This is a genomic window from Niallia sp. RD1 (genome assembly GCF_024219955.1).
Lineage (GTDB): Bacteria > Bacillota > Bacilli > Bacillales > Cytobacillaceae > Niallia > Niallia alba.
Map to the genome: position 1 here is coordinate 2,864,900 of NZ_CP100420.1, position 15,170 is coordinate 2,880,069.

Annotated in this window: 11 protein-coding genes, 1 tRNA gene and 3 pseudogenes; 9 read left to right on the top strand and 6 right to left on the bottom strand. The window is 35.3% G+C overall.

Annotated features, from left to right (window positions below; genetic code table 11):
- The first annotated feature begins 181 nt into the window (after positions 1-181).
- On the top strand, positions 182-718 hold the full coding sequence (gene ssuE, locus NKG37_RS13770; RefSeq protein WP_254414804.1) for an NADPH-dependent FMN reductase: 537 nt from the start codon (positions 182-184) through the stop codon (positions 716-718).
- A gap of 129 nt (positions 719-847) precedes the next feature.
- Positions 848-919: transfer RNA gene (locus tag NKG37_RS13775), tRNA-Val, on the top strand.
- A 503-nt stretch (positions 920-1,422) separates the two neighbouring features.
- Here NKG37_RS13775 and NKG37_RS13780 read toward each other — a convergent pair.
- Positions 1,423-2,847: a polysaccharide deacetylase family protein gene (locus NKG37_RS13780; RefSeq protein ID WP_254414805.1), complete on the bottom strand. Its 1,425-nt coding sequence runs from the start codon at positions 2,845-2,847 to the stop codon at positions 1,423-1,425.
- Between the two features lie 416 nt (positions 2,848-3,263).
- Here NKG37_RS13780 and NKG37_RS13785 point away from each other — a divergent pair.
- A pseudogene (locus NKG37_RS13785) lies at positions 3,264-4,142 on the top strand (2-keto-3-deoxygluconate permease); the annotation flags it as partial.
- 178 nt (positions 4,143-4,320) lie between these two features.
- On the opposite strand, the gene NKG37_RS13790 reads toward NKG37_RS13785, so the two are convergent.
- On the bottom strand, positions 4,321-5,637 hold the full coding sequence (locus NKG37_RS13790) for an IS1380 family transposase (RefSeq protein ID WP_254416399.1): 1,317 nt from the start codon (positions 5,635-5,637) through the stop codon (positions 4,321-4,323).
- Positions 5,638-5,789: 152 nt separating this feature from the next.
- Here NKG37_RS13790 and NKG37_RS13795 point away from each other — a divergent pair.
- A pseudogene (locus tag NKG37_RS13795) lies at positions 5,790-6,248 on the top strand (2-keto-3-deoxygluconate permease); the annotation flags it as partial.
- Positions 6,249-6,553: 305 nt separating this feature from the next.
- On the opposite strand, the gene NKG37_RS13800 reads toward NKG37_RS13795, so the two are convergent.
- Positions 6,554-7,669, bottom strand: coding sequence for an IS4 family transposase (locus tag NKG37_RS13800; RefSeq protein WP_254414806.1), 1,116 nt, complete (start codon positions 7,667-7,669; stop codon positions 6,554-6,556).
- A gap of 197 nt (positions 7,670-7,866) precedes the next feature.
- On the opposite strand from NKG37_RS13800, the gene NKG37_RS13805 reads away from it, so the two are divergent.
- Positions 7,867-8,916, top strand: coding sequence for a C45 family autoproteolytic acyltransferase/hydrolase (locus NKG37_RS13805; protein ID WP_254414807.1), 1,050 nt, complete (start codon positions 7,867-7,869; stop codon positions 8,914-8,916).
- Positions 8,917-9,015: 99 nt separating this feature from the next.
- Here NKG37_RS13805 and NKG37_RS13810 read toward each other — a convergent pair whose 3' ends face one another.
- Positions 9,016-9,861 carry a MurR/RpiR family transcriptional regulator gene (locus NKG37_RS13810; RefSeq protein ID WP_016204359.1) on the bottom strand — a complete coding sequence of 282 codons (846 nt, stop codon included), beginning with the start codon at positions 9,859-9,861 and terminating at the stop codon, positions 9,016-9,018.
- 180 nt (positions 9,862-10,041) lie between these two features.
- Here NKG37_RS13810 and gnd point away from each other — a divergent pair, with 180 nt between their 5' ends.
- The 3 genes and pseudogenes from gnd to NKG37_RS13825 all read left to right on the top strand — a co-directional run bounded on the left by gnd (position 10,042) and on the right by NKG37_RS13825 (position 11,949).
- Positions 10,042-10,938, top strand: coding sequence for a phosphogluconate dehydrogenase (NAD(+)-dependent, decarboxylating) (gene gnd, locus NKG37_RS13815; RefSeq protein WP_224427374.1), 897 nt, complete (start codon positions 10,042-10,044; stop codon positions 10,936-10,938).
- Between the two features lie 100 nt (positions 10,939-11,038).
- Positions 11,039-11,353 (top strand): annotated as a pseudogene (locus tag NKG37_RS13820) (serine/threonine protein kinase); the annotation flags it as partial.
- Positions 11,354-11,505: 152 nt separating this feature from the next.
- The gene (locus NKG37_RS13825) at positions 11,506-11,949 is read left to right on the top strand and encodes a GyrI-like domain-containing protein (protein WP_101730305.1); all 444 of its coding nucleotides are present in this window, start codon (positions 11,506-11,508) and stop codon (positions 11,947-11,949) included.
- Positions 11,950-12,136: 187 nt separating this feature from the next.
- On the opposite strand, the gene gntK is transcribed toward NKG37_RS13825, so the two are convergent.
- Positions 12,137-13,681 carry a gluconokinase gene (gntK, locus tag NKG37_RS13830; RefSeq protein WP_254414808.1) on the bottom strand — a complete coding sequence of 515 codons (1,545 nt, stop codon included), beginning with the start codon at positions 13,679-13,681 and terminating at the stop codon, positions 12,137-12,139.
- 272 nt (positions 13,682-13,953) lie between these two features.
- Here gntK and NKG37_RS13835 point away from each other — a divergent pair, with 272 nt between their 5' ends.
- Positions 13,954-14,205: a hypothetical protein gene (locus tag NKG37_RS13835; RefSeq protein ID WP_016204365.1), complete on the top strand. Its 252-nt coding sequence runs from the start codon at positions 13,954-13,956 to the stop codon at positions 14,203-14,205.
- Between the two features lie 3 nt (positions 14,206-14,208).
- On the opposite strand, the gene NKG37_RS13840 is transcribed toward NKG37_RS13835, so the two are convergent.
- A complete protein-coding gene (locus NKG37_RS13840; RefSeq protein ID WP_101730304.1) occupies positions 14,209-15,078 on the bottom strand; it encodes a helix-turn-helix domain-containing protein in 870 nt (289 codons plus the stop codon).
- Between the last annotated feature and the right edge of the window lie 92 nt (positions 15,079-15,170).

Consider the following 15,170-nt stretch of genomic DNA (forward strand, 5'->3'; position numbering starts at 1 on the left):
TTCACAATTTGTTCAAAAGAATATGTCTAAAATGTGAACGTATTTATAATAAAAGCGATTTTTGTAACTCGTGTTATTTGAAACACAGTTCAAGCATATATGCTGCTATTCATGTTAGAATAAGAAAAGAAGAAAAAGCAATAATTTTACAAGGGAAGATTTTCATAAAGGGGAGACTTCAATGAAGACAGTAACCATCATAGCTGGTGGGCATAAAATAAACTCACGATTAACAGGTATATTACAATTTGCTGCAGATTTTTTAAGACAGAAGCAAGTGAATGTTCAAGTTATACAAGTTCATCAATTACCAAGTGATGCCTTAATAACGGCAGACTTTATGAACCAAGATATAGTAGAGGCAAGACAAAAAGTGGAACAAAGTGATGGCGTTATTGTCTTATCACCTGTATTTCAGGCATCCTATTCAGGAATCATTAAGACATTTTTAGATCTTTTGCCACAAAAGAGTCTTCGAAATAAAAATATCCTTCCACTAATGCTTGGAGGAACCTATGCACATTTATTGGTTATGGATTATGCGTTAAAACCAGTATTAGCAAATTTAGGTGCAACAAATATATTAACAGGTGCTTATGTAACAGATAATCAAATAACAGAACAAGATAATCAAACCTACTTATTGGATACCGATTCAGAGACAAGGATTACCAACCAGTTAGAGCAAGTGCTTAAGGGATTATATAAGATTCAATAAAGTGATGGAATGAACCGTCACTTTTTATTTTTTTCTAGAATATAAAGAAAGGACATGGTAAGATAAGAATAGAAATAGTATTTGAGAAAGAACAGGCAATAGTCAAATATTATTCACTTTATACAACATGACTTGTTAGCTCAGTGGGAGAGCACTTGCTTGACAGGCAAGGGGTCACTGGTTCGAACCCAGTACAGGTCATTATGAATACGAAATGTAAAAAGAGGCTGGGACATAAGTATTCCAGCCAAGGATAATTCCGAACAATTATACGAAGATGCTAATGAATGTTCCGTATAATTGTTCGGGCTTTTATTTGTTTTTCAAAGGATGTTTCCATGAAGTTTGGTGCGATTCCCCGCAGCCGGAATACACTTCGCTTTCCATGGGGCTCGCGCTGAGCCGCTTCGGCCTGTGGCCTGCAGGGTCTCAGACTGTCTCGCTAATCCCATAGGAGTCTTCGTGTATTCCGGCTGCTCTGTTTTTCCAACTAATTATATTTCCTCTTGTAAAAAGTATGCGAAAGCAGCCGCTATTTACTAGCTATATTAGAAATTGTTCGTCTTTACAGAGTATCTATTTAGTTATGTCCCATCCTCTTTTTTATCTATAATGAACCTTAATAGAAAATTTGTACATCCGTCACACTCGTAATCATGAGTAGATGTATCAATTGTTTTTACTAAATCTCCAATAAATATTTTCTAGTTTTCTAGTAGTTTCCGTTCCTCCTGTACTTCTCGTAATTGAGAAATAGTCACAAGCTGATATCCTTCTTTCGTTAACTTCTCGATGATTTCCACTGCTGCATCAGCACTTTTATCGTAAATATCATGCAAAAGAATAATGCTTTCATCTTTTGCCTCTTTCATGACTTTCTCCACAATTTTCTTTTTCGTTGGTTGTTTCCAATCTTCTGGATCAATTGTCCAAAGAACAATCTCTTTATCTAGTTCTTTTTTTAGTTCATTCTGTATGGCTCCATAAGGTGGGCGAATAAGTGTAGATTCCCTTCCTGTTATTTCTTTAATTAAATCATCTGTATCTTGAAATTCTTTTAAAGCCTTTTTCTTCTTCATTTTAGTAAGGAGAGGATGATCCCAAGAATGGTTTCCAATTTCATGACCCTCCTCTATCGTCTGCTGAATGATGCTAGGATAATATTGAACACGCTCACCAAGAACAAAGAACGTAGCATGACCGTTATTCTTCTTTAAAGCTTTTAGTATTTTTTTGGTTGGTTTATTACTTGGACCGTCATCAAATGTCAAAGCAATTACTTTTTTGGACGGATCAATTTTTGCTACATCTGGTAATTCTGTCACCATTTTTTTAGGTGTTGCTTCTGCAAGCAAATTTTTATTTTCTTCTTCATCTAGATAGGTTGGTAAGAGTTTATCTTTTACTATCTCTTTTTTGATAGCTAGTTCTTGAACGCCTAAATCGTCTGCTCCAATTTGATTTTTAGGAAAGTAAAAAAGAATCGAATCATTAAGAACTGCAAAGTTTTGAAAGTTATTTTCATTAGGTAATGTCCCTTGTTTAACTAATACTTCGTCCTCTGCTATTTCTTTATCCTTCATTAATTCACCATAACTTATTTTAGAAAGGAGAAATAAATAATTACTGTTTTCTTGGAAAAGATCCTTTAATGTAAGTTGCTTATGTGTCTGTAAGTCGAAAGTTAAGCTTTCGGTTGTGGTATTTCCCTTTGGACCTGTAATATATTCAAAGGTTTCAAAAAGAATAGAGATTGTTTGTTTGCTGTAATGGGTTATGGTGTAGGAAATATGTAAGGAAGTCTCCTGTGTTCTTGAAATATTTTCTTTTTGGATATGTTGATTATAATTACTAATTTTGGTTGTAATATACTCTTTTAAGACGTTTGTAATTGATTGATCTGGAAGAAGTGGGTAACTCGTCCAGTAGCCCCCATATTTTTCATCTTTTATATAGGAATTTATTTCAATCGTTTTATAATTTTTATCGTATTGTATTGCCATCTCTGGCTTTTTTTCTGGTGGCTCAGCTGCTTGCTTTTTTTCATTTCCCCAAAATTTGAATCCGATTAATAAAAGGCTAAAACAAAAAAGGGGGATTAAAAAGTTTCTCCATTTTAGGCTGTTCATGCTGTTTAACTCCTTGTTTCTATAATAAAAAGTAGATGCTCCATTATTTAGACGTAATGGAGGATGAATTTGTTTTACATTATCACGTATTTTTGGAAAAAACTTTTCAAAAGATGGAAAGATGCCCTGCATACCTAGTAGTGAACTCTGTTTGTCCCACTTTTAAAAGGCAGTAAGACGCTTATGAAAATTCGAGGAAGATAGGGGGGAGATCAACTGTCCATAAAGGTACGACTGGTTCAACTAACCATCAGTGAAAAATGAAGAAGAATCCCTTGATGGAGGTTTCAATTTATTTTGTTTTTTATGAATAAAAAATTTTCTTTAATTATAGCTTGATAAAAGAAAAATTTTTTCGTATAATAAGGCTATCGAATGAAAACGCTTTCGAATGTAATAGAAAAGGTGGTATAAAGATGGATGCCTATTTATTGATTATTGCATTACTTTCCATTGTGATTGTTATTTTAGGAGTTTCATTATTAAAATGGCACGCTTTTATTAGTTTAACAGTTGCAAGTTTATTTCTAGCCATTTTTTCAGGATTATCTTTTGATAAGATTGTAAGCGCTTATGAAACTGGTGTTGGTGGGACATTAGGTCACTTAGTTGGAATATTAGCATTAGGAACGATTTTGGGGAAAATGCTTTCAGAATCTGGAGCAGGATTAAGAATTGCTAACTTTTTTGTAAACGTTTTTGGAGAAAAGAAATTACCTTGGGCAATGTTTTTCTCTGGCTTCATTATTGGAATTCCTGTATTTTTTGAGGTTGGTATTTTAATATTATTACCACTAGTTATTTCTATTCAAAAAGCAACAAAGAAGAATATCCTATTGATAGCATTACCTGGTATTGCTGGATTGTCTATTGTACATGGACTTGTTCCTCCACATCCAGGAGCGATTGCTGCAATCGGAATTTTTGATGCTAATTTAGGAACTGTCTTATTATATTCCTTGATTATTGCACTACCCGCTGGAATCATTGGTGGACCGTTATTTGCGAAGTGGATTAATAAGCGTGTTTTTCCAAAGGGAGAATCATCTCTTATCACAGCAGAACCATTAGCAGAAGATAAATTGCCAAGTACGGGCGTATCTTTTCTGTCTATCTTACTACCGGTTATTTTAATGATTATTGGAACCGCTGCACCTTATTTGACGATTTTCTCTGAAGGGGTAAGAAATGTACTTGCCCTTCTAGGTAGCCCATTATTAGCATTATTAATTGCTGTTTTCTTTGCTTTCTACTTCCTTGGTATACGTCAGGGAATGAATAAAGATAGTATTAAACCTGAATTATTCACCGCAATCTAAAATTTTTAAGGATTTCATTAGATTAGTAATGCTAAGGTAAATTTGTACCAAGAAAATAGCCTAGTTAGAGAAGGTTTGAAACGAGTCTTAGGAGAAAACTGATTTTTAGACAGACTCCTCCCTTGGTACGGGTTCGATTTTTTAAAAAGGCTATTTAGTTGAATTTTAGCTGCTGCACCCGAGTCAGTACGTCCCAAAAGAAGCGTTCATAAACAAAGCTCGAGGACATTTTGAAATACAGTGAGCGTCCGGATCTCACCAATTTACTCGCTACTTTAATCAAACGTGTGCGAATCGTCTGAATTTGAATGCTTTTATAGGCAGCTGGAAAACTTAGTGTACGTAGCCAGTTTGTGAAGTTATAGGCAAGCAGACTTAACATCATCCGAGCTTCATTGACGAGGAAATGATGGCTTTTCATCTGATCCAAGCCAAAGCCATCTTTTGCTTCTTTGATGAAATTTTCCATTGTGCCTCGCTGTTGATAGGACGTGACAATCGCTTGAGGCGAAAAGCTTTCACCGAGACTCGTCACAAAAAAAGCATGTAAAAAGAATAGTTCACCTGCTGGGCGGGTCGATTGAATAACAATACGACGAGGCTTTGACCAAGACGATGCTTGATAAATAGATTCTTCCACATAGCTTTCTGTCACGGACACATCACGAATTTCATGTATTGGATGCAGTTCTTCCGCAAGTGCTTTTAACTTGGCGTTCGCTTTTAAACGAATGATATAGTATACCGATTCCTTTTCGCACAATTCATATAGCTCAGGCACCGCAAAGCCACTGTCCCCACGGACAAGATAAGACTTTTCAGGAAAAACTTCGTTATAGTGTTCGATGAGTGGGCGCATAAAATCCACTACACCATTGGAAGTATAAACGCTCCCCGGGCGCAATTGAGCTTTCAAGAAATCGCCGGTTAGCCCATCAAATGCGACAAGTGGATGGAAGCCCATTGTGCGATAATGCGCGTTGTAGGACGAATTTTCTTGATTTCCGTATGTATCGGCATGTGTTGAATCTAAATCAAAAATCAGTGTCTTGGATTGTCGGGCATGATGAACCCGATCAAGTAACTTCTGATTTGCCTCTTGAAGTTGGTCCAGTGCTTGCGTGTCAAAGCGCTTAAAAAATCGAGATAACGACGGTTGAGAAGCGAGTGCAGGGGTACCAAGAATTTGTGTAAAAACCGGATCATGTGTCAAACGGTCCGCTGCATCGTCCTCGTGATAGCCGGCGATGAGCTGATAGATTTTTTGACGAAGAAGTTGTTCGTTTTCATGAATACAATACGTGCGTGTATCCTTCAAACAAAGATGCTTGGCAATAGTTTGAGAAAAGCCGATTTTTTCATCAAACTCACGGAAGATCAATTCACCTGTGTCAGAAGAAAGTGCACCTCCATCATTGGATAATTTAATAGAACGATTGAAATGTAAAGGTTTTTGCGTTAAAGTTGTCATCATAAGAATCCTTTCTTTGGTATTTGTAAGTCGCAATAACCTTAACAGAAAAGGATTCTTTTTTCATCTTTTAAGTGAAAAAGAGAATCCCATTGAAAAGCCGATAAGTCAGCTTTTCAGTGGGATTTCGTGTTGGTTGGTGAATAATCTAGGTTAAAAAATTTACAGAAGATTGTTTTTTACCAGTTGGTTCGATTTTATTAATCATCGGAGCAGGTGGAGCGTTCAAACAAGTGTTGATTGATAGTGGAGTAGGAAGTACGATTGGAGCTATGTCAGAAAGCTTATCATTATCACCATTAGTATTAGCTTTTCTAATTGCTGGATTAATTCGAATCGCTACAGGTTCAGCAACAGTAGCATTAACAACCGCTGCAGGAATTGTTTCTCCAATCATTGCTGGAATGTCTGGAGTAAATGTGGAGCTATTAGTTATCGCAACAGGTGCTGGTTCCCTAATGTTCTCTCATGTAAATGATGCCGGATTCTGGATGGTAAAAGAATACTTAGGATTAACAGTAGAAGAAACATTTAAAACATGGACAGTTCTAGAAACGGTATTATCATTCGTGGCATTTGCAGGAGTGTTAATATTAGATTTAATTGTTTAATAGAAAAGCCTATAGTGAAGGCAAGAAGGATCATTTCCTTTCTTGCCTCTTTTTAGTTTAAAGAAAATTAGGAGCGTCTATTGTTTATAAACAATAGACGCTCCTAATTTCGAAAATATTTACCAAAAGCAATTTACTTGTCATTAAATAAAAATATACACTAGTGTTGCATAAATAATTTCGTAATTTTCAGTTTAATTATATTCTCTATTTAGAGCCAAAAAAGTAAATACCCAACAAAGGTGGCTCCATCCATTTGGAAATTTATTTACAATTAGACCTGTGTGACGACGACAACTTTCTTATCAAGGAATGGCTTTTCCTTCAATTTTTCGGAGCCAAATATGGGCTGGTTTCCAAAGGGCAGCCCGTAGATAACGGCTAATTTTTAAGGTTTTTCGCTTACTATTTGTCTCAAGTTGAACAAGAACATGTAGGCAAAAAACGATAAGTGCGATAAACACTTGATTTTGAATGGCCCATTCGCTTTGTCCGTAGAACTTTTTGATGCTAAGGTGCTGTTTGATCCATTTAAAAAACAACTCAATGGCCCACCTTGATTTATACATCTCTGAAATTTCTTCAGCGTTCAAATCAAAGCGATTGGTGATTAAATGGAGTTCATTTCCTTTGGAATCAAGCACTTTTAGAAGGCGAAAGTAATTTTCAGCACGGTTTTGGGTTGTACCAATCAGGACCATTTGATCTGATAAAACAGTGGAATCCTCGGGTAGTTTAAAATCATAAACCTCCCGTATAACGGCGTTTTTTCTTAGCCTTGATAGAAAAAAGTAACCGCCATCTGTCATGCGATCAAAGCGCTCGTAGTCTAGATAGCCACGGTCAAACACATACATGCATTCCTTGTCATCGACCATGATTTCAAGTTGACCACGATCATGTTCGTTTGCCGTTGTTATGACTGCTTTTTCGGGATAGGACGCACCTTTTTCCATAAACACAAGGCGTAGATGCAACTTCACACCGGCTTTTGTCTTACGGAACTTTGCCCATTTATGATTGGTCAAATTAAGTGGCAATGTGCTTGAATCAATGATTTTTAACGGCATGACCAGTTTCGTATAGTGTGTCTTGGCATGAATTTGTACGACCAAATCAAGGAAAAGCCTTTGAAATAGATCTGGGTTCATGCCATTTAATCGCCGTGACAGCTGAGAAATACTGATCGAATCAAGGTCAATCCCTTTTTGAAGTTGGTCATCGAATAGACAATCACCTAGCGCATGCAGGCTTTCGATTTCTTCTAGCTGGGCAAAAAGTAGTAATTTTAGGAAAGACTCTGTCGTTAATTTTTTCGTATAGTAATCTAATTTCATCGTTTTCACCTGTTCTTCAAATAATTGAATATTAATTGGTGAAAACCATTGTCCAAATGAAGTTTTTCGTGTAATCTTGTCCATGAGATGTGTCCTTTTTAGTGGATTTGGACGGGTTACCACCTGACTTATCCATTATAAAGGACTTTTTCTTTGCACAATATAATAAAGTTGAACATTTTGAGTATTTTTAATAGTGAAATTAAATTAATGCAACACTAGTGAAAAATATAGTATAGTTATAACTCTCCATATCGAAGTTATTTAAAGGGGAAATGTTAATGAAACAAGTATATAGTGATTTCATTCAGTTTCGGGGAAGTCATTATGATTTTGGATATATGCAAGGGCAATTATTGAAGGATTCTCCCATTTTGCCTAATCGGATAAAGCACTGGACATCTAAGCGGAAACGTTATTTTACCATAAATGAAAAAGAATCCATTCAGCTTCTTAACAAGTTTATTCCTGGAATGCTAGCGGAAATCCATGGATTAGCGGATGCTCTTCAATGGAAAATAGAAGATGCTTTAAGGGAATTTGGCGGACATTACGTCGAATATGGACGAAGCGGCTGTTCTATATTAGCAGGCACGCGATACTTAATTAGAAACTATGATAGCCATCCTGGTTCATATGAAGGACGATATATGATCTATCAGCCAACAGACACTGGTTATGCAGTTATTGGTCCATCTATGCAAATAACTGGAAGAATCGATGGCATGAATGAAAAAGGTCTAGCAATGGGCTATAATTTTATAAATCGAGTTGGTTCTGGGGATGGTTTTATATGTAATATGATAGGTCGAATGATCTTAGAAACATGTGCAAATGTAGAGGAAGCCATTGGTTTATTAAAAGAAATACCTCATCGAACTTCTTTTAGCTATGTGTTATTGGATCCAGGTGGAGAAGCATATGTGGTTGAAGCAACCCCAAGGTCGGTCATTGCGAGAAAATCGAATATAAGTACTAATCACTTTGAAATGTTAAAGGAAGAAAATCGCTATCAAATGGATGATTCGATACGAAGAAAAGAGAAAATCGAAGGACAGCAAGATAGTCATTCCAATGTGTATGAAGCTTTTCAAATATTGAATGATAAGGATAAAGAGGTTTTTTCAAACAAGTATAATGCATGGTCTGGTACGCTACACACAGCAGCATATCTCCCAAATGAAAGAAAAGCATGGTTTGCAATTGGCAGTAATCGGATGCCTGTAATCATTGATTTTGATTCATTTTTGAAGAACCAAAAAATAAACATAAAAAGAGTTAAAGGACAGCTTGATTATGAAACTCCTTTTATTAATATGGAGATAATATAACAGCTTGAGTAGGGAAAGGGAGTTAATTACGGATCAACCATAACTAACTCCCTTTTATGGCTTTGTTGAAACTGGGCAGTAGAAAATATAGTTGTTACCTTATATTCTTGTATCGGATATAGCATTTCTTATTCTTTCTAATGACTGGTTGGCAACATTTTTATTGGAAATCATCACATTGACATATAATGCATCAATTAAGCTAAGCTGACCGATTCTTGATGATAGAGCTTCTGAACGGTATTCAGTTTCTTCAGAGCTTGTAAAAAGAGCGACATCAGCATTCTGCGCGATCGGTGATTTTGGATATCCAGTAATTCCAATCGTTTTAGCACCGTTATTTTTCGCTGTTTTCATTATGTTAATAGTATCTTTGTTAGTGCCAGAGTGTGAAATGATAACCGCAACGTCATTTTCTGAAAGTTGCGATGAAGACATTAGCTGAAAATGAGAGTCAACGAATGAAAACGCTTTAATTCCAGTTCGAACAAATTTATGGAAAGCATCCATTGCAATTACTGCTGAACCACCTGTCCCATAAAACTCGACACGATTTGCTTGTAATAGGAATTCAACTGCTTTTTCAATTGAATGTCCATTTAATATTTCTAATGTATTCTCTAGTGTTCGGACATTGGACTTAAATACTTTTTCAGTTACTGTTTTAACACTATCATTTTCACTAATTTCCTCATGTATTTGTTGAATAGGTTCAATTACTTCTGAAGCTAATGCTATTTTCATTGCTTGATAGCCTTTAAAACCAATTCGTTTACAAAAACGAAATACAGTTGCATCTGCAACACCTAAATCCTCTGCTAGTTCGTTGATTGTTGAATGAATGATTTTTTCTGGATTCTCAAGAATATAATCAGCGATTTTTTTTTCTTTTTCACTCAATCTAGCGTAATAGGAACGAATTTTCCCAAGACAATTTTGCGCCATTGACTTCTATCCTTTCCAAATTAATATAGTTGTAGTATAACACAATTAGTCTCTTGAAAAAAAATTTCTTATTTTAATATTTTTTTTCGAAAAAATTTCGTAAAGGGGTATATTTTCGAAAAAAATTTCTATATAATGATATATAGAGAGAAATATTTTTTCAAAAGGAGAGAATAACGCATGAATATCGGTCTTATCGGATTAGGAAAAATGGGATACAACTTGGCTTTAAATATGGTGGGCCATAAGTATAGTGTAACAGCTTTTGATATAAATGAAAGCGCTGTAAAAGAAATTTCCTATAAAAATGTAACAGGAGTAAATACAATTGAGGACTTAGTAAGAAATTTGCCAGCTCCAAGAGTAATTTGGCTAATGGTTCCTGCTGGAGAAGTAACGGAAAATGTTTTACGTGAAGTAAAGAAATATGTGGAAGCGGGAGATATTATTATCGATGGTGGAAATTCTCATTATAAGGACTCAAAAAGAAGAGGACTTGATTTAGAAGAACTTGGTGTTTTCTATTTAGATGTTGGCACAAGCGGCGGGGTAGATGGGGCTAGAAATGGCGCTTGTATGATGATCGGTGGGAATAAAGAAATATTTGATACAGTAGAAGAATTATTTAAAGATTTATGTGTGGAAAATGGATATACGTATGCTGGCGTATCTGGAAGCGGCCATTTTCTAAAGATGGTTCATAACGGAATTGAGTATGGCATGATGCAATCTATTGCAGAAGGTTTTGAGCTGTTAGAAAAAAGTGAGTATGATTTTGATAACGAATGTGTAGCAAAGGTTTGGAATAACGGCTCTGTCATTCGTTCTTGGTTAATGGAATTAACGCAAAATGCTTTTTCTAAGGATCCAAAGCTTGAAGGAATTAAAGGAGTAATGCATTCCTCTGGGGAAGGAAAATGGACGTTAGAAACAGCATTAGACTTACAAACTGCTATGCCAGTTACAGCATTATCGTTAATGATGCGTTATCGTTCTTTAGAAGAAGATACATTCTCAGGTAAAGTTGTTGCATCTTTACGAAATGAATTTGGTGGACATAGTGTAGAATCAAAATAAAACCAAAAGTCCTTTAGCATGTATGGTTGCTGAAGGACTTTTTTATAGAAAAAAGACAGTCTATAGTTGTTGTTAGATTATGAAGGTAAACATTATTGTTACAAAGATTTGTGATATTGATTTATATAAGAAAAAACCATTTACTAATACAATGGGGCGAATATGGGGTTCATCAAGATTCATGTCACCAGAAGAATTTAAATTAGGTGCTAGAATAGACGAAAAATCAAATGTATTTAACATGGCAGCAAACGCATTTGGGATGTTAGGTGGAGAACTTGACCGATCCATTTCAAAGCAGGATTCAGGACAGGAACTTTATCAAGAAGCAAGTAAAGCTGTTAAATTAGATAGATATTCGACAATAGAAGAGTTCCTATCTGTTTGGAATGTCATATCAAAAGAGGAAGTGTGAAAAAGTATACTTAAACTAACGAGGCAGTTTAGTTGAATAACCGTTGCATAATTCAGTATGAAATCCTTACTTAATTGCAGGAAGTAAGGTTTTTTTGTTGAATAAGTAAAATTACAATATTTTGGAATTTTATGTGAATAGGAGAAGTTATTATGTCGATTATGATGGTTAAAAAGGAATTTAAGCTTGTTGGGTTAAAAGGTAGTGGGGAGTTTGTTAACTATGGTAATGAAGTACCCTTGCTTGCAAAGCAACTATTAAGTCGCTCAAATGAAATCCTAAATCCGACAGAAACCGAAATTGCATTATTTGAGCCTAAAAAGGCTGAGGAGCATAGGGTAGGTCATTATTATGTAGGATTAATTGTGAATGAGAAATTAAATGAAGTACCAACAGGAATGGAATATATCGAAACAAATAAAAGTTACATAACTACAAGAGGGAATATATCTAATTTGAGAGAACTTCATTTGAATTTATTGAATTGGGCAGAAAAGCAAGGTTATGAAAGAGACCTCGATTCTTATATTGTCGAGACATATCACCCTATGGGAGGAGAAGAAGAAGTACAGATTTACTTACCAATTCAAGCATAAAAGTACAGCTCAAAATCCTTATTCAACAAACGGGTGCTTTTGTTCAAAAAGATAATAGAAAAATATAAAAACGCTTGGCCAGGCCAAGCGTTTTTGCATGTCGTTTAGCGTGCTAATAAAATTGTTTTTGAATAGAATGTAACCTTTTCTCCAAATTATCTTAGCTACCTACTAGCTGCAGAAAACCTTATTTCACCCATTTATTCTGAAACGATGCTATTGCATCGTATTCTTGCTCTAATGCTCGAGATATACGTATATAAATAGCTGTTAAATCCTGATAGATATCAACATTTTCTTGAATTGGCTGATGGGAGTGTGTACTACCAACTAATTGTTTCATAATAGAGAAGTCTTCAATTTCTCCCAGTGCATACATGCCTAAAACGATGGCCCCAAGACAAGAGCTTTCAAAGCTTTCTGGAACGACTACTTCTTGATCAAAAATATCTGCCATCATTTGTCTCCATAATTCAGAACGGGCAAATCCACCTGTTGCTTGAATTTGCTTTGGTGCTCCAATCACTTCCTGTAAGGCTAACATAACTGTATAAAGATTTAGAATAACTCCTTCTAATACAGCTCTAACCATATGTTCTTTTTTATGATGTAAGCCTAGGCCAAAGAAGGACCCTCTTGCATTAGAATTCCACAATGGTGCTCTCTCTCCAGCTAGATATGGATGGAATAATAAACCATCCGCACCAGGTGTGACCCGGGAAGCAATCTTTGTTAGAACTTCATATGGATCAATTCCAAGTCTTTTTGCTGTTTCCACTTCTGAAGAGGCCAATTCATCGCGCACCCATCGGAAAGTCATACCACCATTATTTACAGGGCCTCCAACTACCCAATGATCTTCTGTTAAGCAATAGCAAAAGATTCTTCCTTTTGGATCTGTTACTGGTTTATCGGTTACAGTACGAATCGCACCACTTGTACCGATTGTCACTGCCACAACGCCTGGGTCAATAGCATTTACTCCAAGATTAGAAAGAACACCATCACTTGCCCCTACAACAAATGGTATTTCTGCCGGGATGCCAATTTCTGTTGCATATTTATCCTTTAGTCCCGTTAAATAATGGGTAGTAGGAACAGGCTTTGCTAATTGCTTAGGTTTAACACCAGCAACCTCTAATGTTTCTGTATCCCAATTTAATTGTTCTAGATTAAACATTCCAGTTGCAGAAGCAATGGAATAATCAATGACAAATTCGTTAAATAAGCGATAGAAGATATATTCTTTAATTCCAATAAATTTAGTCGCCTTTGTGAAAATGTCTGGTTGATCATTTCTTAGCCATGTTAATTTGGATAAAGGGGACATTGGATGAATCGGTGTTCCTGTTCTACGATATATTTCTAAGCCATTATGTTCTTCTTTGATTTTTTTCGCCCAAGAAGAAGCACGGCTATCTGCCCAAGTAATGCAGCGCGTTAAAGGCTTTCCAGTTTCGTCTAATGCAATGACACTATGCATGGCAGAGCTAAAGGATACTAATTTTAGATTTTTCGTATCAACCTTAGCCTTTTTTATAGCAGTCTTCATTGTCTCCAATACTGCCTGAAAAATTTGCTCAGGATCCTGCTCTGCAATGGCTGGTGCAGGGCTATGTAATGGATACTCTACATGATGCATGCTCAATACTTTTCCAGCTTCAGCAAATAGAACAGATTTTGTACTTGTTGTACCAATGTCTACACCTAAATATAGGGATGATAAGCTCATTATAAAAACTCCTTTATGCGAGAATGTAAAAAAATATTTCATAAAAATTATTTTATTTAGAAAAAAAATTCTTTATTTATATTTTAATGGATATATATTTATTTTGAAACTGTTTTCATGAATTATTTTAAATTAATTTGTCGATTTTTTTGGATTGTCGGGATTTGATTCCCTAATCTAATGATTAGTTGTAAATATTTGCTTCAATTTTAGTAAAAGCAAAGCAAAAATATGCTAAGATAAAATCATCTTACGTGTAAGGAGTTTTTTGAATGAATAACGAAATGGAAACGATATATGAGGCTATTTATAATCAAATACTCCATTATCAAAAACAGCTAGAAACCATTTATAGTCAAAATTCAGATGCGATGCAAGAAGCGGATCAAGAGCAGTTTATTCGCATATCCTTTGCTCTTCAAGCTTCTAAAGATATTCTTGAAAATATGCTGACACCGGGGAAGAAGCTGAACTTTATTTATGAAAAAGGGATGTTCAGCTTGGAAATGTTTGATGAAAAATAAGATTTAGAGAAGAATATCCTCACTTGGACGAATATTCTTCTTGCGAAATTGGCCAGGTGTCATGCCAGTTGATTTTCGAAATACCTTTGTAAAATAGTTTGCGTTCGCAAAGCCTATTTGAATGGAAATATCCTCGATGGAATATTTTGTTTGATATAATAACTCTGCTCCTTTTATAATCCTGATATTCGTTAAATACTGGATTGGTGTAATACCAAGAACTTTTTTAAATAAACGGGTGAAATGGAAGCGGGAAAGTTTAGCAGCCTCAGCCATATCATCAGGCCCAATTTGTTTATCATAGTGATTTTGCGCAAATAGTGTTGCATTTAATATACTTTCCGGTAATGGAATGGCTCCCATGTTTTGCTTATATTGATATACTTCCATTACAAATGCATAAGCAAGGCTGGAAGCTTGGTAAGCATTCGTTATATTTTTTTCATTTGCTAGTTGATAAATGTGTAGAAGTTGCTGAATCGGTGAAGAGTCAGAACCTAATTGTATAATGAATTGGTTATTTTCGGTAAAGGAATGCCAACATTTTTTTACCATTTCCCCATATAGGGTAATAAAAATGAATTCCCAATGCTCACTATATGGTGGAAGGTAATATCTGTATTCCTCTGAAATATCAATTAAAAATGCCTTTCCAGCAGTCAATTTATGATCTTTCCCGCCAATTTCAATAGCTCCCATTCCGGAAATGGTATATTGAAAAACATACATACTTTCTTCTTTACGCTTTTTTCCCTTCCAATTATAAAGATGCGAGGACTGGTTCTCCCATCCAATCGACCAAATTTGTGCAACCTCTTTTGTAATTTTTTCCGTAAACCTATATGCAAATACATTATTATCTTTTTTAGGCAAAGAGAAAGCCCCTTTCTTAAGTGAAGGTTACATAGGTAGATACTTGCCTTGATATTGTAATTTAGAAAATGGTTTCATAATTGAATTTTATA

Bases quoted from the DNA above. Each gene is read 5' to 3' on its own strand.
- ssuE (WP_254414804.1), top strand. From the start codon at position 182: ATGAAGACAGTAACCATCATAGCTGGTGGGCATAAAATAAACTCACGA.
- NKG37_RS13780 (WP_254414805.1), bottom strand. From the start codon at position 2,847: ATGAACAGCCTAAAATGGAGAAACTTTTTAATCCCCCTTTTTTGTTTT.
- NKG37_RS13790 (WP_254416399.1), bottom strand. From the start codon at position 5,637: ATGACAACTTTAACGCAAAAACCTTTACATTTCAATCGTTCTATTAAA.
- NKG37_RS13800 (WP_254414806.1), bottom strand. From the start codon at position 7,669: ATGGACAAGATTACACGAAAAACTTCATTTGGACAATGGTTTTCACCA.
- NKG37_RS13805 (WP_254414807.1), top strand. From the start codon at position 7,867: ATGAAACAAGTATATAGTGATTTCATTCAGTTTCGGGGAAGTCATTAT.
- NKG37_RS13810 (WP_016204359.1), bottom strand. From the start codon at position 9,861: ATGGCGCAAAATTGTCTTGGGAAAATTCGTTCCTATTACGCTAGATTG.
- gnd (WP_224427374.1), top strand. From the start codon at position 10,042: ATGAATATCGGTCTTATCGGATTAGGAAAAATGGGATACAACTTGGCT.
- NKG37_RS13825 (WP_101730305.1), top strand. From the start codon at position 11,506: ATGTCGATTATGATGGTTAAAAAGGAATTTAAGCTTGTTGGGTTAAAA.
- gntK (WP_254414808.1), bottom strand. From the start codon at position 13,681: ATGAGCTTATCATCCCTATATTTAGGTGTAGACATTGGTACAACAAGT.
- NKG37_RS13835 (WP_016204365.1), top strand. From the start codon at position 13,954: ATGAATAACGAAATGGAAACGATATATGAGGCTATTTATAATCAAATA.